The following is a 22,994-nucleotide window of genomic DNA, read 5'->3' on the forward strand; positions in this document are numbered from 1 at the left end:
GAAATCGGTTGACGATGCGTGCACGACGTCATGAACGCCGGCTTAGTATCCTTTTGCATATCAGCCAATGGTCATCGTTCGTACCTGATTGTAATCATTACAGTATTTCTCAGATTTAGAGCTCACGCTGGCGGTTTCAAGGACCGTTCCCGTGGTCCAGGCGGCACTTTTTCGTGATTGGAAACCTGGCCGTGGCTTTCCCAGATATGCCCTGTCCGAACGACGCGAATTCCTCCCAAGAACACGCCGCATGACGGACAGACATTGATATTCGGAGTACGAAAATGAAAAAGATTGCTCTTGCTACTGCTGCTCTCCTGGTCGCCGCTGGTTCGGCTTTCGCAGGCAGCGACAACTTTGATGCCTATGCCGGTTCCAACCCGCAGGCGCTTGGCTCGACCATCGACGGCGGCTACACCGCTTCGGTGAAGGGTGGCTCGCATGACATCAACGTCAACAACGTTGCAACGCCGGTCACCGATGGCGCTCCGCGTCTCGGCGGCAACAGCTGATCGCAGTTGACGCAATGGCCGGCCTCTGGTCGGCACAAAACAAAGCGGTGGGCTTGCCCGCCGCTTTTTTCGTTTGAACACTCCCCACCGATTCCTGTCGGCTCTCGCAGTCAGCTTCACAGCTTCACAGCTTCACAGCTTCACAGCTTCACAGCTTCACAGCTTCACAGCTTCACAGCTTCACAGCTTCACAGCTTCACAGCTTCACAGCTTCACAGCTTCACAGCTTCACAGCTTCACAGCTTCACAGCTTCACAGCTTCACAGCTTCACAGCTTCACAGCTTCACAGCTTCACAGCTTCACAGCTTCACAGAAATGATGATTTCGACTCTTCTCGACGTCAACATTTTCAAGCCAAAAACCATCCTTTTGTTCATTAAATGGAGACAATCCGTTCAGAATGCACTGAACGATGGTTCAGTATGCATTTTGATACCAGTCGCCTGACGGCACCATAAGCCATTGAAAATAAACGTGTATACAAAGCCTTTGTGTCACCAAAATCAAACTTCAAGAGCCATTTTTGCATGGCTGCTAAACATTCTCGTGATTGGAACCTTTTGCGGGCCAATCCCATTTCTGTGCTGTCCGAACGACGAGATTGCCTCCCAAGACACCACGCCGCGTGACGGACGGAAAAAGAGATTTTGGAGTACGAAAATGAAAACCCTCGCTCTTACTGCTGCTGCCCTGCTCGTTGCCGCCGGTTCGGCTTTCGCCAACGGTAGCGACCACTACGGCTCGAACTTCACCTATTCGAATGTCGACGGTTCTTACACCGCTTCGGTCAAGGCTGACGCTGCCAAGCATGACTTCGGCACGATCGCGAAGCCGGTCACCGACGGTGCCCCCCGCCTCGGCGGCAACAGCTAATCACAGCCAACACATCAACCATTCTCATTTGGAGATACGAAAATGAAAACCCTCGCTCTCACCGCCGCCGCCCTCCTGGTTGCCGCCGGCTCCGCTTTCGCCAACGGCAGCGACCACTACGGCTCGAACAACACCTATTCGAACGTCGACAGCTCCTACACCGCTTCGGTCAAGGCTGACGCTGCCAAGCATGACTTCGGTACGATCGCGAAGCCGGTCACCGACGGTGCCCCGCGTCTCGGCGGCAACAGCTAATCACCAACCGAAACATCAACTGATCATCCCAATTGGAGATACGAAAATGAAGACCATTGCTCTCACCGCCGCCGCCCTCCTGGTTGCCGCCGGCTCCGCTTTCGCCAACGGCAGCGACCACTACGGCTCGAACAACACCTATTCGAACGTCGACAGCTCCTATACCGCTTCGATCCAGAATGGTTCGGCTTCCTCGCAGGAAACCGTGAAGACGGTCACCGACGGTGCTCCGCGTCTCGGCGGCAACAGCTAATCTGGCAGCCGGCGCCAGCCGGCATCCAGCCTCAAAAAGCGGTGGGCTTGCCCGCCGCTTTTTCTGTTTATATGGCAACCTGGAATAGTCTTCTTGTGACTATCTCCGACCAGACTCCGATTTCTATCAACATCTGACACTCGGCTCACGAAATTCCGCGCATCGCAGTGTCGGATTATCCGAGGATAAATTCACCTCCCCTCACCCCCTCGAAAACAAACATCTTTGCTTGTTGCTGTGAAGATCACGCAAAACTTCAAGAGGCAATCATCACATCGCGATAAACATTCTTGTGATGGGAACCTTTGGCCATCTGTTTTCATTTATGTCTTGTCCGAACGACGCGATGACCTCCCAAGAAACACGCCGCTGACGGACGGAAAAAACCCGAACGTTGGAGTTTGAAAATGAAGACCCTTGCCCTTACCGCTGCCGCTCTTCTGGTTGCCTCTGGCGCCGCTTTCGCAGGTAGCGACAATTTTGATGCCTATGCCGGCTCGAATCCCTATGCGACGACTGTCGATACGGGACACACCGCCTCGATCGCCACCCACAGTGTTGCTGCCGAGTGGCTAGGTGGTGGCAAGCTGAGTTCCGCCGACAAGGCCGACCAGGCAGCCATCGACTATCGGGTTGACCATTTCGGCAACCGCTGACAGCTGGCTTTATCCGAAATGCGAAAAGCGGTGGGCTTGCCCGCCGCTTTTGTTTTGTCGCAACCCGTTTGACCTGCGGCGAGTTTCGGTGCGCAGGAAAACCAGTTGCATTTCACAATCAGCCACCGTATAACCAGTTGCAAATAACAATCGGTTATAGGAGCTTGTGATGTCCAAACTGGTGGTTCGCGCATTCTCGATTTCGCAGGATGGTTACGGCGCCGGGCCGAACCAGAGCCTGGAAAACCCGCTCGGTGAGAATGGCGAAAAGTTGCATGAATGGTTTTTCGAAACCGACACCTTCCAGAAGATGGTTGGCCAGCAAGAGGGATTGAAGGACGTCGACAATGAATTCGCCATGCGCAGTTTCGACAATCTTGGTGCCTGGATTCTCGGCCGCAACATGTTCGGGCCCGTACGCGGTCCATGGCCGGACGAAAATTGGAAAGGCTGGTGGGGCAACAACCCGCCCTATCACGTGCCGGTGTTCGTGCTGACGCACCACCCCCGTGCGCCCATCACAATGGAAGGCGGCACAACTTTCCATTTCGTCACTGGCGGCATCGAGGACGCGCTAGTGCAAGCCAGGCAAGCGGCGGCGGGCAAGGATATCCGGATCGGCGGCGGCGTAGAGACGCTGAAGCAATATCTCAAGGCGCGGCTCATCGACGACCTGCATCTCGCCGTCTCGCCCTTCCTGATGGGTTCCGGCGAAAACCTGTTCTCGGATATCGACCTTGCGGCGCTTGGCTATCGCATCACCGATCGGGTGCTGACGAAAAAAGCGACGCACCTCACTGTCGCCAGAGACGACAACTGACATCGGCCTGTCAGGCGTTCAAAATACAAGAGGGCCGCGCAGCCCTCTTGTTGTCCGTAGTTTTGGCCAGCCTCAAGCGGCCTTGGCTGCCGCTTCATAGTGAGCGAACGAGCGACCATCCGCGTCGAAGATATGCAGGTCCTCGGCACTGGCGGTGAGCTTCAGGCTGCTGCCCCGCTGTACTTCGACATTGCCTGGCAACTTGGCGGTAAGCGGCTGGTCACCACGGCCGATATCGACATAGACCAGTTGCACTTCGCCAAGCTGTTCAATGTAGTCGACCTTGCCTTCGAACAGGTAGTCCGAACCCGTGGCGATGGAGAGATCTTCCGGCCGCACGCCGAACGAGATTGCCGCCCCCTGCGCGCCGGCCGGCGTTGCGATCGGCACCGAAGCCTTGCGGCCGTCGACATGGCTGATTGAGGTCGAAGCTCCCGACTTTTCAACCGTCGCCGGCAGGATGTTCATGGCAGGCGAGCCGATGAACTGCGCGACGAACAGGTTGCCCGGCCGCTTGTAGAGTTCCATCGGGGTACCGACCTGCTCGATATGGCCGTCCTTCAGCACGACGATGCGGTCGGCCAGCGTCATCGCTTCGACCTGGTCGTGGGTAACGTAGATCATGGTGGTGTTGGGCATCGATTCCTTCAATTTGGCGATCTCGATGCGGGTAGCGACGCGCAGGGCAGCGTCGAGGTTCGACAAGGGCTCGTCGAACAGGAACACCTTTGGATTGCGAACGATGGCGCGGCCAATGGCGACACGCTGACGCTGACCACCAGACATCGCCTTGGGCAGACGGTCGAGATATTTGGTCAATTGCAGGATCTCCGCGGCCTGCTTGACGCGGCGGTCGATCTCTTCCTTCTTCTCGCCAGCGATCTTCATGCCGAAAGCCATGTTGTCGTAGACCGTCATATGCGGATAGAGCGCGTAGGACTGGAAGACCATGGCGATGCCACGCTTCGACGGCGGCACGTCGTTGACCCGCTCGCCGGCGATGTTCAAATCGCCCGAGGTGATTTCCTCAAGGCCGGCGATGGAACGCAGCAAAGTGGATTTGCCGCAGCCGGACGGACCGACAAACACGATGAACTCGCCCGATTTGATGTCGAGGTCGATGCCGTGAAGAATGTGGATGTTGCCGTAGGACTTCTTCACCTGCCTGAGGGTCAGATCGGCCATTGTTTCCTCCCTTTTGTTCTGTCGGCTCAGGCAAGACGCCCGAACCAGGCTCCATAACCGCCAAGGCGAAGCTTGCCGGTCCCCGACTGCGAAGAAAAACCATGCCCCGGCAAAGGTTGCAAGGAACGTCCGCCACCGAGATCCACTTCGGTGATGCTGTTGCCGAGATTGAAGGCGCAGACGATGCGTTCATTGCCTTCCTGGCGCGAGAAGACGACGACGTCACCCTGCCCCTGCACGAACTCGATGTCTCCCTTCGCCAGCGCTGGATGGGCGCGGCGGAAGGCAAGGAAGCGGCGATAGTGCTGGAGCAGCGAGGTGCGGTCGCTTTCCTGGACATTGACGGCCTTGGACAGATGTTCGCCCGGCACCGGTAGCCATGGCTTGGCGCTCGAGAAACCGCCATTGGCTGATGCGGCTTCCCAAACCATGGGCGTGCGGCAGCCGTCGCGGCCCTTGAATTCCGGCCAGAACCGGATGCCGTACGGATCCTGAAGGTCCTCGAAGGCCAGATTGGCTTCGCCGAGACCAAGCTCCTCGCCCTGATAGATACAGGCGGAGCCGCGCAGCGACAGCAGCAGGGCCGACACGACCTTGAGATAGGCAACCGGGTCAGCCTCGCTGGTGGCCCAGCGCGAGGCGTGGCGCACCACATCGTGGTTGGAGAAAGCCCAGCAGGACCAGCCGTCGCTGGCGACACGGCCGAAGGCTTCGAGCACGGCACGCACTTTGGCGGCACTGATCTTTTCGGGCGCCAGAAAATCGAAGGAATAGCACATGTGCACGCGCTTGCCGCCCGCGGTGTAGGCAGCGACAACCTCCAGCCCACGCTGGGAGTCGCCGACTTCGCCGACGGCCGCTGCCGCCGGATATTCATCCAGCAGGGAGCGGAAGCGCTCGAGGAAACCAAGGTTTTCCGGCCGGCTCTTGTCGTAGATGTGGTCCTGGTAGTTATAAGGGTTCACCGACGGCGCGGTCTGGTCGTTGCGCTCTTCCGGCGGAAGCGCCGGATTGTTCTCCAGGCCCTCGCTGTGGAAATAGAAATTGATCGTGTCGAGACGGAAGCCGTCGACGCCGCGCTCCAGCCAGAAACGGGTGATGCCGAGCAGCGCGTCCTGGACCTCCCGGTTGTGGAAATTCAGGTCCGGCTGCTCGGAGAGGAAGTTGTGCAGGTAGTATTGCTGGCGGCGGGTGTCCCACTGCCAGGCTGAACCACCAAAGATCGACAGCCAATTGTTGGGTGGCGTGCCGTCCGGTCGGGCGTCGGCCCAGACATACCAGTCCGCCTTCGCATTGTTGCGGCTGGACCGGCTTTCGACGAACCAGGGGTGGATGTCGGCGGTGTGCGACAGTACTTCGTCGATCATCACCTTGAGGCCGAGACGATGAGCCTCCGCCACCAGCGCATCGAAATCCGCGAGCGAGCCGAACATCGGATCGACGTCGCAATAGTCGCTGACGTCGTAACCGAAATCCTTCATCGGCGATTTGAAGAAAGGCGATATCCAGATCGCATCCACCCCCAGTGAAGCGATGTAGCCAAGCCGGGCGGTGATGCCCTTGAGATCGCCTATGCCGTCGCCGTTCGTGTCCTGGTAGGAGCGCGGATAGATCTGGTAGATCACCGCGCCGCGCCACCAGTCGCGATCGACCGCCGGCATGGCTGCCTTGGCCATGCGCTGCACCGCTTGCTTCACCATCAACCTCCTTTTACCGAACCTGCCAGCAGGCCACGCACGAAGTAGCGCTGCAATGAGAAGAACACGATCAGCGGCAGGATGATCGTGATGAAGGCGGACGTCGTCAGGATGTCCCAGTCACCGCCACGCGATCCCAACAGCGCGTTGAGCTTGCCGGTGAGCACCAGCTCGTTGGAGCCGGTCCCCAGGAAAACCATCGCCACCAGAAGATCGTTCCATACCCACAGGAACTGGAAGATGGCGAAGGAGGCCAGCACCGGGAAGGACAGCGGCAGAACGATCTTCATGAAGATCTCGAAATCGCTGGCGCCGTCGATGCGAGCCGATTCCATGATCTCGCGCGGCAGGCCGGCGATATAGCTCCTGAGCAGGTAGATGGCGAAAGGCAGACCGAAGCCCGTATGCGCAAGCCATATACCGAGATAAGTCTTGGAGGGAACGCCGAATAGATTGCCGACGCCATTGTACATTTCAAGCAACGGGATGAGCGCCATCTGCAGCGGCACGACCAGCAGGCCGATGATGACGGCGATCAGCAGCGCGCGCCCCGGAAACCGCATCCAGGCGCAGGGCATAAGCGGCGAAAGCGGCAATCATGATCGGGATGATCGTCGCGGGAATGGTCACAGTCAGCGAATTCAGGAAGGAACGGCCGACGCCCTCTGAGGTCAGCACGTTGCCATAGTTCTCGGTCGTGAACCTTGGCGGGACGGTCGACGAGAAGTAGACGCGCTGGCCGCGCGTTCCTTCGAACTTCTTCGTGGAGGATTGCACGTAGCTGCCGTCGGCGTTGATCTGCAGCGTTTCGCCGTCGCCGAGATCGGCCGTTGTTCCAACCTGGAACTTGGTCGGCTCCTGGGCGCGGGCACCGAAAGCCGAAACCTGGCTGGTGCTCGGATTTTCAAAGACATTGCCTTCGATGATGAACTTGCCGTCCTTCTCGGTCTGTTTGTCAGGCGCGGCCAGGCGCACCTGCTGCACCTGCGTCGAACTGAAGAAGGAAGCCCACCAGCCCGAGCCGACGATCTGGTCCTTGTCGCGCAGCGATGTGACCAGAATGCCGAGTGTCGGGATCGTCCAGACCACGACGAAAAGCAGTGCAGCGATATGGACACCCCAAGTGCCAAGGGAAGACCGACCCGCCGATTTGCCGCTTGCCTGCGCCATCTCACAAGCCCTCCCGGTTTGCCTGGCGGATGTTCCAGATCATGATGGGCAGGACGGCGATCATGATGATGACCGCAATGGTCGCGCCCTTGCCGAAATCACCACCGCCCCGGAACATCCAGTCGAACATCAGATTGGCGAGCACCTGGCTGTTCCATTGCCCGTTGGTCATGGTCAGCACGATGTCGAAGACCTTGAGCACCAGGATGGTGATGGTGGTCCACACCACGATGATCGTGCCCCAGATCTGCGGGATCATGATCTTCCAGAATATCTGGAAAGGGTTGGCGCCGTCGATGACGGCCGCCTCGATGGTCTCCTCCGGGATGCCGCGCAACGCCGAGGAGAGGATGACCATGGCGAAACCGGTCTGGATCCAGATCAGGATGATCATCAGGAAGAAGTTGTTCCAGAACGGCATCGAGATCCATACCTGCGGATCACCACCGAGCCACTGCACGAGTGCATTGAGTGCGCCGATCTGCACCTGCCCCTCACCGCGATATTCGTAGATGAACTTCCAGATCACGCTCGCGCCGACAAAGGAGATGGCGAGCGGCAGGAAGATCAGCGATTTGGCGATCGTGCCCCACCAGATCTTGTCGGTGAGCACGGCGATGACAAGGCCGAGGAAGGTGCAGGCGGCCGGCACGACAAGCAGCCACAGCAGATTGTTGAAGATCGAGTTGCGGAACTGCCCGTCGCCGAATGCCCATTGGTAGTTCGCGAGCCCGACGAAACCATGACCCGACTTGTCCTGGAACGAGGTGATGAGCGTGCTGATGACAGGATAGATGAGATAGGTGACCAGGAGGATCAGTGCCGGCCCGATGAACAGCCAGGGCCGGATCAGTCCCTGCCGGCGCAGATTGTCGATCGCCGCCTGGCCGCTGACGCCCCTTGAGGGAAAGATGAGATCGACAAATTTGTTGGCGCCCCAGAAATAGGCGACGCAGCCGCCGACGCCGATAAAAATCACAAGAATGGCCGAAAAGATCTGTGCCGCCATGGGTTCCTCCCCTCGCTACGGATCCAGAGCAATTCCAGCAAAAGTGCGCAGCGCTTTTGCGACCGGAATTGCGTAGAAACAACAGTCAGAGTGTTCCCGCGTTTCCGCGAAAAGCGGAAACGCTCTGTGCCAGCGCCAAGACCGGGCAGCGCAGGCACGCCACCGGACCGTTGCCGTTTCCCCTTCCCCGACCTCGTATCCTCAGGCCGATCCGGGGCCAATTTGCCCGGACCGGCATGCCTTGGGAGGCCGCACTCCTGGATTACTTAATACCGTCCCAGCTCTTCTGGATATCGGCCGCAACCGCGTCGGGAGCCTTGCCGCCGACCATGTCGATCATACCGGTCCAGAACGAACCGGCGCCGATCTTGCCGGGCATCAGGTCCGACCCGTCGAAACCGAAGGTCGAAGCGTTCAGCAGCACCTCGCCTTCACGCCTTAGGATGTCGTTGGCATAAGCTTCCGGCTTCGTTGTCTTCAGAGCCGAAAGGAAGCCGGACTGCGCCATCCAGATCTCATGCGACAGTGGCATCTTCAGGAACTCGATGAAGGCGCGGGCCGCCTTGGAGTCCTTGGTGACCATCGCGAAAGTGCCTGCGCCCAGCACCGGCTTGCCGAGGTCCGCGTGAGCTGCCATCGGCGGCAGGTAGAAGAAGTCGGCATCCTCGCCAAGTTTCTTGCCTTCCGGGAAGAAGGACGGGATGAACGACGCCATGCGGTGCATGTAGCATTTCGGCGGTACGCTGAAGAGACCCTTGGGTGAATCGCGGAAGTCTGTCGCCGCGACCGCGGCGGTACCGCCATCGACCATTTTCGGGTTCTGCACGATGTCGTTGAAGACCTTCAGGGCGTTGACGACCTGCGGATCGGTGAACGGAACCTCGTTCTTGGTCCACTTGACATAGACGTCGGGCTTGACCGTGCGCAACATGATGTCTTCGACCCAGTCGGTGGCCGGCCAGCCGGTGGCACCGCCGGAGCCGAGACCGATGCACCATGGTACACCGCCGTCGGCAATGATCTTTTCGGAAAGAGCCATCATGTCTTCCCAGGTCTCGGGGACCTTGTAGCCGCTCTCCTCGAAATTCTCCGGCACGTACCAGACCATCGATTTCAGGTCCTGTTTCCAGGGATAGGCAAAGAACTTGGCGTTGCCATCCTTGTCCTTGTAGGTGCCGAGATCGACCCAGCTTTGGCCGGCGCCGTAATTGTCCTTCACATAGGCGGCAGTGGCATCGTCCAGCGGCGTCAGCATGCCCTTCGACGCGAGATCCTGGATAAGACCCGGCTGCGGAAGAATGGCGATGTTGGGTGGGCTGCCGGCCTGCGTGTCGATGACGATCTGCTGTTCGTAGTTTTCCGACGAGGAATAATTGATGGTCACTCCGGTCGCCTCGCGGAAGTAATCCAGGACGGACTGGAACTGCGTCTCGTCCGGACCGCGCCACGGGCCGAAGACGGTCAGCGTCTCGCCCTTGAGATCGACTTTCTTCAGGTCCTCGTAATTGGCCCAGTTGAATTTGGAATCCTCGCCAGGCTTGAATTTCAGCTCGGCGGCGTGTGCAGGCACGGCAAGGGCCAGCGCGGCAAACGCCGTGCCCAGCAACAAAAGCTTCTTCATCTGCAATCCTCCCTCTGGATCGGATACCGACGGAACCTCCATTCCGCCGCCGACGTCACCTGACTGTGCCCGAGCCCGGAAAGGTCTGCAACCTTCCGAAACCGGCATTCAAAGCGCTTTGGCTTTGCACATCTCGCCACCGAAACCAGAAAGAGTCAAGGGTAACCACAATTAATCGATTTAAATGACTGAAACATGGCGTGAAAATCGCATTGCAGCATGGTTTTTCGGCATTGCAGCAGCAAATTCACTTCAAAGCCGCATCACTTGGACCTAATGTAGTCCTCTTTGCAGACTTGGCCGACAAGGCCGAGAAGGCTCTCCAAGCGCTTTGGGAGGCGCAATTGAACCTCAAGCAGCTATCGCAGATGCTGGAGCTGTCTCAGACCACGGTGAGCCGCGCGCTGAACGGCTATCCCGAAGTCAATGAGCAAACACGCCGGAGGGTCGTCGACGCCGCCAAGCGCCACGGCTATCGTCCCAACCCCTCCGCGCGTCGACTGGCCACCGGCAAGACCGGCATGATCGGCTACGTCCTGCCAACGGGTTCGGCTGTCGACATCGACCCGCATTTCGTCGAGTTCCTGTCCGGACTGGGCGACTATGCCCGCGCGCATGAACTTGACCTCGTGCTGTCGCCCGCCGATGCCGAGGAGCAGGAAACCACCTATCGACGCATCGTGGCCAACAAGCAGGTGGACGCCGTCTATGTCTCCTCGCCGCGCCCGCAAGACAGCCGTGTCGCCCTGCTCGACACGCTCGGCCTGCCCTTCCTGGTGCATGGGCGCAGCGACGGCTTTGATTTCGACTACCCCTATCTCGACATCGATAATGAGGGTGCGTTCCATGAAGCAACCCGTCTGCTGATACAGCTCGGCCACCAGCGTATCGCATTGATCAATGGCGACGACAGGGAGACATTCGCAATACACCGCGAGCGTGGGATGCGGCGCGCGCTCTCCGGCAGTGGTCTCGTCTTGCCCGACCATCGAATCTCTTCGACCGTGATGACCGAAGAAAATGGCTATCGCGCAGCTCGACGCCTGCTTGAGGGCGATGCTGCACCGACGGCTATCCTGTGTTCCAGCCTCATCATGTCGCTGGGCATCGCACGGGCGGTTCGTGAGCTCGGCCTCACCATACCAGGCGACCTGTCGCTGATTGCGCATGACGACGTGTTCTCCTGGCTGAAGCCGGAGAATTTCTCGGTGCCGCTGTCGACGACCCGCTCCTCGATCCGGGCTGCAGGCGCCAGGGTGGCGGAGCGGCTGATCGCGCGACTGTCCGGCCTGGAGGATGGCGCGCGCGGCGAGGTCTGGCCCGTCGACCTCGTTGTCAGGGGATCGATCGCCGGCGCGCCAGCCGGTACGTGACCCTGGCTCTAGCGCCCGGGAGCCGGCCAGATATCCGCCGGCAACGACGCGGCGCGCACGCTGGCGGCAAGCGCCTGCGCCCCGTTTGCCGCCAGCTGTGATGCCGCCGCCTGTTTGCGACTGATGACAAGGCCGTTGGCAACGGCATTCCGCCGCGAAAACAACCTCCTGATCCAGTGCGAGCGAGCGCCGCGAGCCGATGAAAACCGTGCCGGCTTGCCAGAGTGCGCGATATGGTCGGCGACGACATCTGCCCAGCCCTCGACGAGCCTCGCCCCCGGCTCCAGGAACAGCAACCAGTCGCCCTTCGCCGCGGCGATGCCGGCGCCGATGCCGCCAGCTGTCAGATGGCGGCAGCCCGCGTGCTCGGCCACCTTGGCGGTCTGATCGGTCGAGCCGAGATCGCAGACGATCACTTCGCGCACCATGCCTTCGACGACACCGCCGACCAGCGACGCCAGGGTGCGCGCCAAGCCCTCTTCGTTGTTTCGCGTTTCGATCAGAACACTGAGCATTCCTGCCGAATAGCGGAAAGCCACGATCGGCGCCAGCCACCTTCACCCATCAGAGTTCTTGATTTGTTCTCAAAACAGAGATAGGAATAATTTCATGAGGACAGCGATTCGACGCCCTGCAGAGAGCCCCTGGGAAAGAGCCAAGATGGAACAGGTTGTGCGTGCCGACATTGCCGCTTTCGGCGCAGGAAGGGCAGAGATGGCGAATGCCATCCTTGACCAGAGCGGAATGCGCGTGCGCCCCGAGCGCAATCGCGGCCGCTCGGCCGGCATCAACCCCTCGGGGCGCTTCGAGCCGGTCAGCCGCCATGTCTTCGACGACGGCTGGGAGTCACTCGAGGAGTTGCCGCCGTTCAAGACCGAGGTGCAGGTGGAGAAGCCGCGCACCATCATCACGCGAAATGAATCGCCCGACATCTCCTTCGATCGGTCGATCAATCCCTATCGAGGCTGTGAACATGGCTGTGTCTATTGTTTTGCACGGCCAACGCACGCCTTCATGGGCCTTTCGGCCGGGCTCGACTTCGAGGCCAAGCTGTTTGCCAAGCCGGACGCAGCACGCCTGCTCGACAAGGAACTGTCGAAGGAGGGCTACCAGCCACGCACAATCGCCATCGGCACAAATACCGATCCGTACCAGCCGATCGAACGGCAGTACCGGATCATGCGCGAAGTCCTGGAAGTGCTGGAAGCCCGCGGCCATCCTGTCGGCATCGTCACCAAATCTGCACTGGTGACACGCGACATCGACATCCTGTCCCGCATGGCCGAGCGTGGCCTGGCCAAGGTCGCGCTGTCCGTGACGACGCTGGATCGCATGCTCGCCCGCACCATGGAGCCGCGCGCATCGACACCGACGAAGCGGCTGGAAGCCATCCGGCAATTGTCGGACGCCGGCATCCCTGCCTCCGTGATGGTGGCGCCGATCGTTCCCGGCCTCACTGACCCCGAGATCGAGCGCATTCTCGATTCCGCCTATGCCGCCGGTGCACGGGAGGCCGGATACGTGGTGCTGCGGCTGCCTCTGGAAGTCAGCCCGATCTTCAAGGATTGGCTGCTGCGTCACTATCCCGATCGCTACCGGCACGTGATGTCGCTGATCCGGTCGATGCGCGACGGCAAGGACTACGATTCGGAATGGGGCAAGCGCATGAAGGGTGCCGGCCCCTATGCCTGGCAGATCGGCCGGCGTTTCGAGATCGCCGCCAAGCGGCTCGGTTTCAATCTCGAGCGCCGGCAATTGAGGACGGACCAGTTCGTTCCGGCCGCGCGTCCGTTCGAGCAGCTGACGCTGCTGTAGACCACAGTGGCAGGCTCGCCCTGCCGCTCTCCCGGGCACTGATACATGTGCTCGGGGCCAGGATCCCGTCCGGCCCTGTCCCCCGGCCGTCAGACGGTGCCCTCCGCCAGCTACCCCGGCTGGCCTGAGGGCTTGCGGAGAATCGGGACGGGTGCGAGTCTTCGCCGTATTATGGCTCGCATGCGTCCTGATTCTCCGCTCTTGTTCGAAATCGTCGAAAAGCCGGACTTCTCGATCGAGAAGAAGGCCATTGCGCAAGGCCTGTGGCCGGTTGCGGGCATGGACGAGGCGGGACGCGGGCCACTCGCAGGTCCTGTTGTTGCTGCCGCGGTGGTGCTCAATCCCGACGACATTCCCGAAGGCCTGGATGATTCAAAACGGCTGACACTGCCGCAGCGCGAGGCACTGTTCGAAGTGATCCTGGCCAAGGCGCACGCAATCGGCATGGCCTCGATCTGTGCCGAGGGCATCGACGGCTCCAACATCCTGCGCGCGAGCCTGGAAGCGATGCGGAGATCGCTCAACGGGCTTTCACTACAGCCAAAGCTGGCGCTGGCCGACGGCCGCGACATTCCTCCAGGCCTGCCCTGCGAGGGCCGTGCGCTGATCAAGGGAGATCAACGCTCGCAGTCGATCGCGGCCGCTTCGATCGTCGCCAAGGTGATGCGCGACCGCATGATGACCGGCTGCGGTCGTCGCCATGAGCATTATGGCTTCGAGGTGCATATGGGTTACGCCACGGCGCGTCATCGCTCGGCTATCGCGGCACACGGCCCGCTGCAGCGACTGCACCGGATCTCCTTTGCGCCATTTCGTCTCGATGCTGTAGCAGTTGAAGACTGAACACCCATTTGGAATGGCATGCTTTGAAAGCATTCCAACGACATGAAAAAAGCCGCCGGGTTTCCCCAGCGGCTTTTTAAATATCCATCGAGTGGACGGCTCAGTTGAGCTTGGACTTCACGTCCTGAAGCGAGCTCTTGAACAGATCGGCAGCAGCCTTGGCGTCGACCTTGCCTGCGAGAACGGCGCGGGCAGCCTCAACCGCCAGGTCGACCGCGCTGGCGCGAACCTCGGCAATCGCCTCGCGCTCGGCCTGGCCGATCTTCTGCTCGGCAACCGCGGTACGACGCGAAACATAATCCTCGGTCTTCTTGTGCGCTTCCTCGGCAAAGGCCTTGGCCTCGCGCTTGGCAGCCTCGACGATGTCGGCGGCTTCCTTCTCGGCTTCCTTGCGCTTCTTCTGGTATTCGGCCAGCAGCGCCTGCGCTTCTTCGCGCAGCTTGCGGGCTTCGTCCAGTTCGGAGCGGATCTTGTCGGCGCGGCTGTCGAGCGACTTCGCCAGCGTACCCGGAACCTTGAGATAGACCATGGCTCCGAGCAGGATGAACAGCGAAATCGTTGCCCAGACTGTCGCGAGAGATGTGGCGTCCATGACGGGTCTCCTCAGCGAGCGGCTTTGACAGCGGCAGCCACTTCGGCCTTGTCGGACTTGCCGACCAGGCTGTCGAGAATGGCGGAGGCGGTCGTCTCGGCGATCGAGCCGACATCCTTCATGGCGCTTGTCTTGATCGCGGTGATGCGCTCTTCGGCTTCGGCCAGCTTCTTCTCGAGGCCGGCTTCGACACTCTTGCGAGCCGTCTCAGCTTCCGCCTTGGCTTCGTCGCGGGACTTCTGGCCGATCGTGTTGGCGTTGGCCTTGGCCTCCGCCAGCTCCTGCTCATAAGCAGCAACCGCGGCATCCGCCTCGCCTTTCAGCTTGGCCGCCTGGTCGAGATCCTGAGCGATGCGGTTGGAGCGCACTTCAAGAATGCCGCCGAGACGCGGCATCACGACCTTCTTCAGGAAGATGTAGAACAGGCCGAAGGTGATCACCAGCCAGAACAGCTGCGAGGAGAAGGTGGCTGGATTGAAAGGCGGGAAGGTATTTCCGCCATGGCCGCCTTCGGCTGGCACTTCAGTGCCGGCGTGCGTCTGGCCTTGCGCGGCATGGTCGCCGGCAGCGGCAGGCGCGGCCTCTTCAGCATAGGCTGGTGTCACGAACATCTCGTGGTTCCTGTCATTCTTGCCCGAAAGTCAGGCCGGCAGCAGAACAGCCACCGGCCGGCATCAGGTCTGTATCAGCCGAACAGCGCCAGCAGGGCGATGAGCAGCGAGAAGATGCCCAGAGCTTCCGTCACGGCGAAGCCGAAAATCAGGCGGCCGAACTGGCCGTCAGCAGCCGACGGGTTACGCAGAGCGCCAGCCAGGTAGCTGCCGAAGATGTTGCCGAGGCCGATGCCTGCGCCGCCCATGCCCAGGCAAGCGATACCAGCACCGATGTACTTTGCGGCTTCAGCGTCCATTTCAATTAACTCCTTGATGAATCTGGATTGCTTGGATTGGCCGGCGGGTTGCGCCGGGTATTCGTCAGTGTCCGCCCGGATGGACGGCGTCGTTGAGATACATGCAGGTCAACACCGCGAAGACGTAGGCCTGCAGGAAAGCGACCAGGATTTCGAGCGCGGTGATGGCGACCGTCATGATCAGCGGCAGCACCGCACCGGCAATGCCGACGGCACCCATCGAAGTCAGGGTCACCACGAAACCGGCGAAGACCTTGAGCGTGATGTGACCGGCCAGCATGTTGGCGAAAAGACGGACGGAGAGGCTGATCGGGCGCGAGAGGAACGAGATGACCTCGATCGCAACCACCAGCGGCAGCAGAACACCAGGCACACCGCTAGGAACGAACAGCTTCAGGAAGCCGAAGCCATGCTTGTAGAAACCGTAGAGGATCACGGTTCCGATCACCAGCGCGGCTAGCGCGAAGGTGACGATGATGTGGGTGGTGACGGTGAAGAAGTAAGGGAACAGGCCGAGCAGGTTCGCGGTCAGCACGAACATGAACAGCGAGAACACCAGCGGGAAGAACTTCATGCCGTGCGAGCCGGCTGAATCGCGCAGCATCGAGGCGACGAATTCATAGGACATTTCCGACACCGACTGCAGGCGGGTCGGGATCAGCGCACGTCCCGAGGTGGTCAGGAGAAGGAAACCCGACGCCAGCACCACGGTGACGACCATGAACAGCGCGGAATTGGTGAAAGAAACATCATAGCCGCCGATGTTAAGCGGAACGATGTTGTTGATGTGGAACTGATGGATCGGATCGACCTTGTCAGCTGCTGCCACTTTCTAACCCTCTCGAAAGCCACTTCAGGCTTTTTGCGTTCATGTCGGCTTCGGTACGAGGCCGCATTTCATTTCTTCGGTTCGTCCGGGCTTTTTCCGCCCTGTCCGAACTCGGCGATAGATCCCGCAGAGCGCAGCACATTCAATATGCCGGCTCCGAAGCCGAGCAGCAAGCCGACGATCAACCCCCAGGGCGATGAACCCGCCAGACGATCGACCATCCAGCCAAGCCCGGTGCCGACGGCAATGCCGGCAATGAACTCGCTCGATAGCTTGAAAGCCTGACCATACCCGCTGGTACGACCGGCATTCGCTGCTTCTTCCCCCTGGCCCCTGCCCGGATGCCTTGTCGCAAGACCTGCTTCAAGGGCGCGCCGGCGGCGCTCAAGATCATCGTCGTGAAAGCCCGGCTTGCCGTCGCCGCCTGTCCGTCCGGTTCCGTCTGGCTTATCGGCCATCGTAACCTCCCTACCCGGCCAAAACGTCGCCGTTCGCCCGCTTTCAAGTCGCGGGCAACATAGTTAGAGGCCATCCCCCCGTCAAGCCGAGGGGGAAGCTTTGTCGGCAAGTATTTTCCGCTGCTAAATCAATCAGTTAAGCAAGTGCGACATCGTGCCCGGCATGAAGTGGACAGGCAAGGGAGAGAATCCACCCCTTCGACCGAGCCCAACTCGGGTGTGCTGCGGTCAGCTCCAGCCGCCGCCATAGGTGCGATAGAAGATGTGCAGGCCGATCCTGGTCATCTTCTTCATCGCACGCGCCCAGCCAGGGCTCACATAGGCGGCGTAATAATGAGTCGAGGAACCGACTTCAGGCAGGAAGATCTTGCCGGCGGTGACGGCCATGCCGATTTCCTGCGCAACCTTGTAGTTCTGCGGCTCCGTGATGCGCTTGCGACGACCGTCGCAGGCGAAGGAGAACTGGCAGCGGTTCAGCCAGTCGTCATTCTGGTAGACGACGCCGCAGATCGACTTCGGATAGGCCGGATTGCGGACGCGGTTGAGGATGACCTGGGCGACGGCGGCCTGGCCGCGCAGCGATTCGCTGCGCGCCTCGAAATAGATCCCGTTGGCGAGGCATTTCTGCTCAGGCTGCGAGAATACCGAAGCCGGCAATGGGGTCTGCATCCAGGCATGGTCGCCTTTGCCCAGCGGTGGGATGAAACGTCCGCCGGCCGGCTTTTCATCCTGCAACAGCGCTTCGAAAGGCGATGCCTTTGCGTAGTCTGGCTCGGCAGGCGCGTAAGCAGTGGCAAGGACATCGGCGTTGTTGTTGTTGACGAGGCTTGCCAGCATCGTCGGCACGCCGTCATCCTTCTTCTTTTCTTCACGCAGGTGGAAAGCCGAAGCGATCTGGACTTCCTTGCCCTTGATGTCGGGCTTGGCGAAGGCGAGTTTCAACCCACTGTCCAGACTCGGCCGCAGCAGCGAGGACGTGCGCTGGAAAATAGAGCCGGCGGAAAAGTTCTTCGGCGGCGCGACCGGAGCGATCTTGACGATGCGGCCCTTCTTGTCCGCGCGTTGCACACGGCCTTCGTCGGAAACTTCTCCGGTCTTGGCGACCTTACCGCTGAAAGCGACGGTGCCGATACCGGGCAATTGAACGCCCGAGCCGGCGAGCGACCCGGTGACGGCATCCTTGTCGACGAAGGGCAATTCGGCCGCATGGATGGAGCCGGCAGCGGCCTTCTGCACATAGGCGTTCCAGCGGGCATTTGAGGATTCGAGGCCGGAGATCAGGCTGGTCATGTCCTGATAGGCAACCGCGGTGGGAAAACCGATCCAGATACCAAGACCAACGGCGAGTGGAGGCAGGAGGGAGCTTTTGCGGTCGCCGGCGGCGGCAAGAAGCCGCTTTGCGATTCGTCGATGCACGGAACTCTCCAGGACGCTGATCAAAAGCCACTGGAAAACAAAATGAAGCATTAACCTTGATGGTCGGTTAACGATCGGCCGACCATCTGTCCGAAACCGGGACGCCTGCTGGTGCTGCCGTCTCAAGCCCGCGCTTCAGGCTTCAGCAGGATCGGCCAGGCAACCAGCGCACATGCCGCCGCGGCCATCCAGATGCCGGCCCAGGACGTTGCCGCCAGGAGATGGGGGATCGACAGCGGCACCAGGAAAAAGCCGATGAAAACCAGTGTATTGGCAAGGCCGAGCGCGCTTCCGGCATGGTCGGCCCCGGCCAGCGTGGCAATCTCGGCATAGGCGACGCCATGCCACGACGAGACGCTGATGCCGGCGAACACCAAAGTGGCAACGAGCGCGGCGGCAAGCCCCATGCTGCTTACCGAAGCAATACCGGAGAGCATGACCAGCAGCGCCAGGACGGCGAAGGCGATCCCACTCAACAGCGCGCAGAAACGCAGATAGGCGCGGCGGTTGCGATGGCGGTCGGTCCAGCGCCCACTCCAGACGCGCATCACCATCGCACCGATCTGGACAGCAGCCAGTGATGCACTGGTGACGAGCGTGCCGATGCCGGCAAAGTCGTGCAGGAACACCGTGGTGAAGGTCAGCACCGCCACCTGCGGAAAGCAGAGAACGCCGACGGCCATGGCAAGACGCCAGATGGCGACACTACGCAAGGGAGCGGTCGCGACCTTCGCCGAAGACAAAGCAGGCTTCGCCGCCCGATGCGACTGCGGCTCATGCAGCCAGAGCCAGGCAAAAAAAGTGCAGACCGCCGCTGCTACGGCCAGCACTGCATAGACCGCCGCGAAGCCAAGGGCTTCGGCCAGCGACGGCAGCAACAAGGCGCCGAGACCGCCGCCGAGCGGAATCGCGGTCTGCCGGATGCTCATGGCGAAGCCGCGTTCGCCTTCGCTGAACCATGCCATGATCGCGCGGCCGCTGGAGCCGTTGACGCTTCCGCCAAGCAGGCCGACGACCAGCATATTGGCGGCCAGGAAAGGAACTGTCGGAGCATAGGCCTGCGACGGCACGAGCCAGGTGAGCATCAGCACGAGCCAAACCACCAGGGAGCCGAGCCCGGCCAGCAGCACGCGACGATCACCCCAGCGATCGGTGAGCAGGCCCCAGGGCAATTCACTGAGGGCAACACCAAGACCAAGACAGCCCAGCACCAGGCCAAGGTCGGAATTGGAAAGATAGTAGTCGCTCCGCATCGCGACGGCGGTGCTGGGCAGGCCGGCGAAGATCATCGAAAAGCAGGCATTGGCGGCGACGCCGACACCCAGCACTTTCCAGCGATGGCCCGCAGCAAACTGCGGACCAGTGGTGAGGCTATCCGCTACGGCGCAGGCGCCTGCTTGCGGCGAGAGGTGGTCTATCGACATTCCCGGTGTCCTTGTTTCGGCATGCCGCCCGACAGCGGCCTTGACGAAACCTGACTACACCCATAGCTTCATCCGAAAAATCAGGAAGTTTTTGACAAATAGTCCTGAAAACCGGGATTAATCGCATGAGCCGCACCACCTTTGATCTCGACGCTTTGCGCAGTTTCGTTACCGGCATGGAACTCGGCAGCTTCGCAAGGGCATCGGAACGCCTCGGCCGGTCAACGTCGGCAGTGAGTGCTCAGCTCAAGAAACTCGAAGAACAGGCGAACACTGCCCTCTTCCGCAAGGCCGGACGTGGGCTGACACTGACGGAAGCGGGCGAGGCCATGCTCGGCTACGCCCGCCGGCTGATCGACCTCAACGATGAAGCGGCAGCCGCCGTGCGCGACGTTGAACTGGAAGGCTGGGTACGGCTCGGGCTGCAGGAGGACTTCGGCGAAATGGTGTTGCCGCAGGTGCTCGGCCGCTTCGCACGCGCCCACCCCAAGGTGAAGATCGAAGCCAGGATCACCCGCAGCCAGGAACTGGCTGAGCGCGTGGTGGCCGGTAACCTCGATCTGGCACTGGCATGGGACAATGGTGCGGCGCTGCCCAACAGCGATCCGGTCGCCGATGTGCAGTTGCGCTGGATCGGACCGGCCAATTTCGACATCGCGGACTGGCACGGTTCAGCGCTGCCGCTGGTGTCCCTGGAAGCGCCCTGCCTGCTGCGCACGATCGCGACCGAGAGGCTCGACCGCGCCGACCGGGCATGGCGACTGGCCTTTTCCAGCCCAAGCCTTGCCGGCATCTGGGCAGCCGTCGCTGCCGGCCTCGGCCTGACCATCCGCACCGACATCGGCCTGCCATCGACGGTGAAAGCCCTAACACCCGGAGCGTCGGGATTGCCCGCCCTGCCGAAAATCGGATTGCGACTGCACCGGAAAGACGCGGAGGCAGATCCCGTCACGCAACGGCTGGCCGACATCCTGCTGCAGGCGGCGCGCGCAGCCCTGCCTGGCGATCAAAGCCAGACACGTTTGCGAAGTGTCGCTTAGCCTTTTTTCTTCGCGCGGTTGGCGAAGGGATTGTCGGACGTGCGCAATGCCATGCGGATCGGCACGCCCGGCATGTCGAAGGATTCGCGCAGGCTGTTGACCAGGTAACGCACATAGGATTGCGGCAGGGCGTCCGGCCGCGAGCACGAGACGACAAACCCCGGCGGGCGCGTCTTGGCCTGCGTGACATATTTGATCTTGAGCCGGCGACCGGCGACGGCGGGTGGCGGATGATGCGCCAGGATGCCTTCCAGCCAGCGGTTCAGCTTGCCGGTGGAAACACGGCTGTTCCAGACCTTGTGGGTGCGCACGACCGCATCCATCAGCTTGTCGAGGCCACGCCCGGTCTCGGCCGAAACGGTGACTGCCTGCATGCCACGCGCCTGCGGCAGCAACCGCTCGGTCTTTTCGCGCAGTTCCGCCAGCACTTCCTGCGGATGATCGATGAGATCCCACTTGTTGAAGGCGATGACGGGTGCCCTGCCCTCGCGGATGATCAGGTCGGCAATCTGAAGATCCTGCTTCTCGAAAGGAATCGTTGCGTCGAGCACGATGATGACGACTTCGGCAAAGCGCATGGCACGCAAGCCGTCGTGGACCGACAGCTTCTCCAGCTTTTCCTGCACCTTGGCCTTGCGGCGCATGCCGGCCGTGTCGAACAGCTTGATCTGGCGCCCGCGCCAGTCCCAGTCGACCGAAATGGAATCGCGGGTGATGCCGGCCTCCGGGCCGGTCAGCAGGCGCTCTTCGCCGATCAGTGCATTGATCAGCGTCGACTTTCCGGCATTGGGGCGGCCGACCACGGCGATGCGGAGCGGCTTTTCCTCGTCGTAGGCCGGTATATCTTCCGCGTCGGGATCAGCAATATCCTCGCCGATCAGCACCTCGGAGATGGCGACCTCATCGTTGGCGTCCTCGTCTTCGCCGAAGACCCGCTCCTCGCCGAGTGCCGCGATCACCGCATCGCGCAGGTCGGGCATGCCCTGGCCGTGTTCCGCCGAAACCGGCACCGGTTCGCCAAGGCCGAGTTCCCACGCTTCCAGCATGCCGCCCTGGGCACCGCGGGCTTCCGCCTTGTTGGCAACCAGGACCACGGGCTTGCCGGAGCGGCGCACGACTTCGGCGAAGGTGCGGTCGTCCGGCATCAGGCCGGCCTTGGCATCCATCAGGAAGAAGATCAGGTCGGCTTCGCGGATGGCGATCTCGGTCTGTTGGCGCATGCGGCCAGGCAGCGTCGACGCTGGCGCGTCCTCGAAACCCGCCGTATCGACCACATCGAAGGTGATGTCATAGAGCTTGGCTGGATGAACGCGACGATCGCGGGTGACGCCAGGCGTGTCGTCGACAAGGGCCAGCTTTCGCCCGGCAAGGCGGTTGAAAAGCGTGGACTTGCCGACGTTAGGCCGGCCGATGATGGCGACTTTGAAGCTCATTGCTCATCACGATGCGTTGCCGGAGCCGCGGATCAGATCAGCCATCATCGAGGCACGCTGGCGGGCATTGCCCGGCGCGCCTTCGTCCGCGGAGATCTGTTCGAATAGCTTGAGCGCGTCCTTGGACTTGCCTTCCTTCCAGGCAGACAGGCCGAGCGCCTCACGCGCGGTGTGGCGCAACGGGCTGGTGTCGGCGGTCAGCGCCTCGACGCGGCTGGAGACATCGGCGAAGCTGCCGTGGTCGACCAGAAGCAGGCCAGCGCGCAGGCGTGCGATGTCGCGGATCGAAGCAGGGATCGCACCGTCAGCAGCAACGTCATCGAAATCCTTCACCGCGCCGGCGAAATCGCCCTTATCCGCCTTGACGGTGGCGGCGCGCATGCGGGCCAGCAGCGGATAAGCGCCGTAGCCATCCTTTTCCAGTGCGGACAGCGCCGTCAGCGCCTCGTCCTGCTTGCCGGCATTGGCCAGCGTCAGCGCCTGCGAGAAAGCGTCGCCGGAACGGTTGGCGCGGCTGGTGTCCCAATAGCGGTAGCCGACGAAAGCAGCTGTGCCCAGCACGATCAGCACGGCAGCGACAAGCAGTGCCGGACCATAGCGGTCCCATAGCGCCTTGGCGCGATCGCTGCGGATCTCTTCGTTGACTTCGCGGATAAAACTGTCGTCGGACATCAATCAAACCGTTGCCGCCCGGCCAAAATGCCGAGCCTAAAGATGAGCCCCGCCTTGTAGCGGAATTTTGTCGGCATGGAAGGGGGGAGCCGGAAAATCGGCACGATCGCCCCTGTCCTCAACATTCTTGGGGACCG

General features: G+C 61.1%; 24 protein-coding genes and 1 pseudogene. 10 read left to right on the forward strand and 15 right to left on the reverse strand.

Annotation, left to right across the window (positions count from 1 at the left end):
* The first annotated feature begins 284 nt into the window (after positions 1–284).
* From ACFJIU_RS18020 to ACFJIU_RS18045, 6 genes are all read left to right on the forward strand, one after another.
* Positions 285–512 (forward strand): DUF680 domain-containing protein, encoded by a 228-nt coding sequence (locus ACFJIU_RS18020; RefSeq protein WP_379062117.1) that lies wholly within the window; start codon positions 285–287, stop codon positions 510–512.
* Positions 513–1,173: 661 nt separating this feature from the next.
* The gene (locus ACFJIU_RS18025; RefSeq protein WP_326895645.1) at positions 1,174–1,386 is read left to right on the forward strand and encodes a hypothetical protein; all 213 of its coding nucleotides are present in this window, start codon (positions 1,174–1,176) and stop codon (positions 1,384–1,386) included.
* A gap of 42 nt (positions 1,387–1,428) precedes the next feature.
* Positions 1,429–1,641 (forward strand): hypothetical protein, encoded by a 213-nt coding sequence (locus ACFJIU_RS18030; RefSeq protein WP_379062119.1) that lies wholly within the window; start codon positions 1,429–1,431, stop codon positions 1,639–1,641.
* 46 nt (positions 1,642–1,687) lie between these two features.
* On the forward strand, positions 1,688–1,894 hold the full coding sequence (locus ACFJIU_RS18035; protein ID WP_379062121.1) for a DUF680 domain-containing protein: 207 nt from the start codon (positions 1,688–1,690) through the stop codon (positions 1,892–1,894).
* Positions 1,895–2,301: 407 nt separating this feature from the next.
* Positions 2,302–2,550 (forward strand): DUF680 domain-containing protein, encoded by a 249-nt coding sequence (locus tag ACFJIU_RS18040; RefSeq protein WP_379062123.1) that lies wholly within the window; start codon positions 2,302–2,304, stop codon positions 2,548–2,550.
* A 169-nt stretch (positions 2,551–2,719) separates the two neighbouring features.
* A complete protein-coding gene (locus ACFJIU_RS18045; protein WP_379062126.1) occupies positions 2,720–3,370 on the forward strand; it encodes a dihydrofolate reductase family protein in 651 nt (216 codons plus the stop codon).
* A 72-nt stretch (positions 3,371–3,442) separates the two neighbouring features.
* Here the strand turns inward: ACFJIU_RS18045 and ACFJIU_RS18050 are convergent, their stop codons facing one another.
* The 5 genes and pseudogenes from ACFJIU_RS18050 to ACFJIU_RS18070 form a co-directional block, all read right to left on the reverse strand.
* A complete protein-coding gene (locus ACFJIU_RS18050; RefSeq protein WP_379062129.1) occupies positions 3,443–4,555 on the reverse strand; it encodes an ABC transporter ATP-binding protein in 1,113 nt (370 codons plus the stop codon).
* Between the two features lie 26 nt (positions 4,556–4,581).
* On the reverse strand, positions 4,582–6,255 hold the full coding sequence (locus ACFJIU_RS18055; RefSeq protein WP_379062131.1) for an alpha-glucosidase: 1,674 nt from the start codon (positions 6,253–6,255) through the stop codon (positions 4,582–4,584).
* A pseudogene (locus tag ACFJIU_RS18060) lies at positions 6,255–7,422 on the reverse strand (carbohydrate ABC transporter permease). The gene ACFJIU_RS18055 and the pseudogene ACFJIU_RS18060 overlap by 1 nt, the downstream one beginning before the upstream one ends.
* 1 nt (position 7,423) lies before the next feature.
* The gene (locus ACFJIU_RS18065) at positions 7,424–8,431 is read right to left on the reverse strand and encodes a carbohydrate ABC transporter permease (RefSeq protein ID WP_379062134.1); all 1,008 of its coding nucleotides are present in this window, start codon (positions 8,429–8,431) and stop codon (positions 7,424–7,426) included.
* Between the two features lie 262 nt (positions 8,432–8,693).
* On the reverse strand, positions 8,694–10,052 hold the full coding sequence (locus ACFJIU_RS18070; protein WP_379062136.1) for an ABC transporter substrate-binding protein: 1,359 nt from the start codon (positions 10,050–10,052) through the stop codon (positions 8,694–8,696).
* A gap of 344 nt (positions 10,053–10,396) precedes the next feature.
* Between ACFJIU_RS18070 and ACFJIU_RS18075 the strand changes: the two genes are divergently transcribed.
* Positions 10,397–11,425: a substrate-binding domain-containing protein gene (locus ACFJIU_RS18075; RefSeq protein WP_379062138.1), complete on the forward strand. Its 1,029-nt coding sequence runs from the start codon at positions 10,397–10,399 to the stop codon at positions 11,423–11,425.
* An 8-nt stretch (positions 11,426–11,433) separates the two neighbouring features.
* Here the strand turns inward: ACFJIU_RS18075 and ACFJIU_RS18080 are convergent, their stop codons facing one another.
* Complete coding sequence (locus ACFJIU_RS18080) at positions 11,434–11,898, reverse strand: glycosyl transferase family 2 (RefSeq protein WP_379062140.1); 465 nt, start codon at positions 11,896–11,898, stop codon at positions 11,434–11,436.
* 187 nt (positions 11,899–12,085) lie between these two features.
* Between ACFJIU_RS18080 and ACFJIU_RS18085 the strand changes: the two genes are divergently transcribed.
* Both ACFJIU_RS18085 and ACFJIU_RS18090 read left to right on the forward strand, forming a co-directional pair.
* Positions 12,086–13,240 carry a PA0069 family radical SAM protein gene (locus tag ACFJIU_RS18085; RefSeq protein ID WP_379062142.1) on the forward strand — a complete coding sequence of 385 codons (1,155 nt, stop codon included), beginning with the start codon at positions 12,086–12,088 and terminating at the stop codon, positions 13,238–13,240.
* 171 nt (positions 13,241–13,411) lie between these two features.
* Positions 13,412–14,083, forward strand: a complete 672-nt coding sequence (locus ACFJIU_RS18090; protein ID WP_379062144.1) for a ribonuclease HII — start codon at positions 13,412–13,414, stop codon at positions 14,081–14,083.
* 100 nt (positions 14,084–14,183) lie between these two features.
* Here ACFJIU_RS18090 and ACFJIU_RS18095 read toward each other — a convergent pair whose 3' ends face one another.
* From ACFJIU_RS18095 to ACFJIU_RS18125, 7 genes are all read right to left on the reverse strand, one after another.
* Positions 14,184–14,675, reverse strand: a complete 492-nt coding sequence (locus tag ACFJIU_RS18095; RefSeq protein WP_379062146.1) for a F0F1 ATP synthase subunit B — start codon at positions 14,673–14,675, stop codon at positions 14,184–14,186.
* A gap of 11 nt (positions 14,676–14,686) precedes the next feature.
* Complete coding sequence (locus tag ACFJIU_RS18100) at positions 14,687–15,286, reverse strand: F0F1 ATP synthase subunit B (RefSeq protein ID WP_379062148.1); 600 nt, start codon at positions 15,284–15,286, stop codon at positions 14,687–14,689.
* A gap of 74 nt (positions 15,287–15,360) precedes the next feature.
* On the reverse strand, positions 15,361–15,585 hold the full coding sequence (locus ACFJIU_RS18105; RefSeq protein WP_006206606.1) for a F0F1 ATP synthase subunit C: 225 nt from the start codon (positions 15,583–15,585) through the stop codon (positions 15,361–15,363).
* Between the two features lie 64 nt (positions 15,586–15,649).
* Positions 15,650–16,414: a F0F1 ATP synthase subunit A gene (locus ACFJIU_RS18110; protein WP_379062151.1), complete on the reverse strand. Its 765-nt coding sequence runs from the start codon at positions 16,412–16,414 to the stop codon at positions 15,650–15,652.
* 68 nt (positions 16,415–16,482) lie between these two features.
* The gene (locus ACFJIU_RS18115) at positions 16,483–16,872 is read right to left on the reverse strand and encodes an AtpZ/AtpI family protein (RefSeq protein WP_379062154.1); all 390 of its coding nucleotides are present in this window, start codon (positions 16,870–16,872) and stop codon (positions 16,483–16,485) included.
* Positions 16,873–17,100: 228 nt separating this feature from the next.
* The gene (locus ACFJIU_RS18120; protein ID WP_379062157.1) at positions 17,101–18,288 is read right to left on the reverse strand and encodes a cell wall hydrolase; all 1,188 of its coding nucleotides are present in this window, start codon (positions 18,286–18,288) and stop codon (positions 17,101–17,103) included.
* A gap of 122 nt (positions 18,289–18,410) precedes the next feature.
* The gene (locus ACFJIU_RS18125) at positions 18,411–19,712 is read right to left on the reverse strand and encodes an MFS transporter (RefSeq protein WP_379062159.1); all 1,302 of its coding nucleotides are present in this window, start codon (positions 19,710–19,712) and stop codon (positions 18,411–18,413) included.
* 125 nt (positions 19,713–19,837) lie between these two features.
* Here ACFJIU_RS18125 and ACFJIU_RS18130 point away from each other — a divergent pair, with 125 nt between their 5' ends.
* Complete coding sequence (locus tag ACFJIU_RS18130) at positions 19,838–20,752, forward strand: LysR substrate-binding domain-containing protein (protein WP_379062162.1); 915 nt, start codon at positions 19,838–19,840, stop codon at positions 20,750–20,752.
* On the opposite strand, the gene der is transcribed toward ACFJIU_RS18130, so the two are convergent.
* Both der and ACFJIU_RS18140 read right to left on the reverse strand, forming a co-directional pair.
* Complete coding sequence (gene der, locus ACFJIU_RS18135) at positions 20,749–22,185, reverse strand: ribosome biogenesis GTPase Der (protein ID WP_379062165.1); 1,437 nt, start codon at positions 22,183–22,185, stop codon at positions 20,749–20,751. The genes ACFJIU_RS18130 and der overlap by 4 nt on opposite strands.
* A 6-nt stretch (positions 22,186–22,191) precedes the next feature.
* Positions 22,192–22,857: a tetratricopeptide repeat protein gene (locus ACFJIU_RS18140; protein WP_379062168.1), complete on the reverse strand. Its 666-nt coding sequence runs from the start codon at positions 22,855–22,857 to the stop codon at positions 22,192–22,194.
* Positions 22,858–22,994 lie beyond the last annotated feature (137 nt).

It is taken from the genome of Mesorhizobium sp. UC74_2 (genome assembly GCF_042701485.1).
Taxonomy (GTDB): domain Bacteria; phylum Pseudomonadota; class Alphaproteobacteria; order Rhizobiales; family Rhizobiaceae; genus Mesorhizobium.

Bases quoted from the DNA above. Each gene is read 5' to 3' on its own strand.
- ACFJIU_RS18085 (WP_379062142.1), top strand. From the start codon at position 12,086: ATGGAACAGGTTGTGCGTGCCGACATTGCCGCTTTCGGCGCAGGAAGG.
- ACFJIU_RS18140 (WP_379062168.1), bottom strand. From the start codon at position 22,857: ATGTCCGACGACAGTTTTATCCGCGAAGTCAACGAAGAGATCCGCAGC.
- ACFJIU_RS18030 (WP_379062119.1), top strand. From the start codon at position 1,429: ATGAAAACCCTCGCTCTCACCGCCGCCGCCCTCCTGGTTGCCGCCGGC.
- ACFJIU_RS18045 (WP_379062126.1), top strand. From the start codon at position 2,720: ATGTCCAAACTGGTGGTTCGCGCATTCTCGATTTCGCAGGATGGTTAC.
- ACFJIU_RS18050 (WP_379062129.1), bottom strand. From the start codon at position 4,555: ATGGCCGATCTGACCCTCAGGCAGGTGAAGAAGTCCTACGGCAACATC.
- ACFJIU_RS18040 (WP_379062123.1), top strand. From the start codon at position 2,302: ATGAAGACCCTTGCCCTTACCGCTGCCGCTCTTCTGGTTGCCTCTGGC.
- ACFJIU_RS18095 (WP_379062146.1), bottom strand. From the start codon at position 14,675: ATGGACGCCACATCTCTCGCGACAGTCTGGGCAACGATTTCGCTGTTC.
- ACFJIU_RS18020 (WP_379062117.1), top strand. From the start codon at position 285: ATGAAAAAGATTGCTCTTGCTACTGCTGCTCTCCTGGTCGCCGCTGGT.
- der (WP_379062165.1), bottom strand. From the start codon at position 22,185: ATGAGCTTCAAAGTCGCCATCATCGGCCGGCCTAACGTCGGCAAGTCC.
- ACFJIU_RS18125 (WP_379062159.1), bottom strand. From the start codon at position 19,712: ATGTCGATAGACCACCTCTCGCCGCAAGCAGGCGCCTGCGCCGTAGCG.
- ACFJIU_RS18115 (WP_379062154.1), bottom strand. From the start codon at position 16,872: ATGGCCGATAAGCCAGACGGAACCGGACGGACAGGCGGCGACGGCAAG.
- ACFJIU_RS18100 (WP_379062148.1), bottom strand. From the start codon at position 15,286: ATGTTCGTGACACCAGCCTATGCTGAAGAGGCCGCGCCTGCCGCTGCC.
- ACFJIU_RS18105 (WP_006206606.1), bottom strand. From the start codon at position 15,585: ATGGACGCTGAAGCCGCAAAGTACATCGGTGCTGGTATCGCTTGCCTG.
- ACFJIU_RS18065 (WP_379062134.1), bottom strand. From the start codon at position 8,431: ATGGCGGCACAGATCTTTTCGGCCATTCTTGTGATTTTTATCGGCGTC.
- ACFJIU_RS18130 (WP_379062162.1), top strand. From the start codon at position 19,838: ATGAGCCGCACCACCTTTGATCTCGACGCTTTGCGCAGTTTCGTTACC.
- ACFJIU_RS18025 (WP_326895645.1), top strand. From the start codon at position 1,174: ATGAAAACCCTCGCTCTTACTGCTGCTGCCCTGCTCGTTGCCGCCGGT.
- ACFJIU_RS18090 (WP_379062144.1), top strand. From the start codon at position 13,412: ATGGCTCGCATGCGTCCTGATTCTCCGCTCTTGTTCGAAATCGTCGAA.
- ACFJIU_RS18070 (WP_379062136.1), bottom strand. From the start codon at position 10,052: ATGAAGAAGCTTTTGTTGCTGGGCACGGCGTTTGCCGCGCTGGCCCTT.
- ACFJIU_RS18035 (WP_379062121.1), top strand. From the start codon at position 1,688: ATGAAGACCATTGCTCTCACCGCCGCCGCCCTCCTGGTTGCCGCCGGC.
- ACFJIU_RS18055 (WP_379062131.1), bottom strand. From the start codon at position 6,255: ATGGTGAAGCAAGCGGTGCAGCGCATGGCCAAGGCAGCCATGCCGGCG.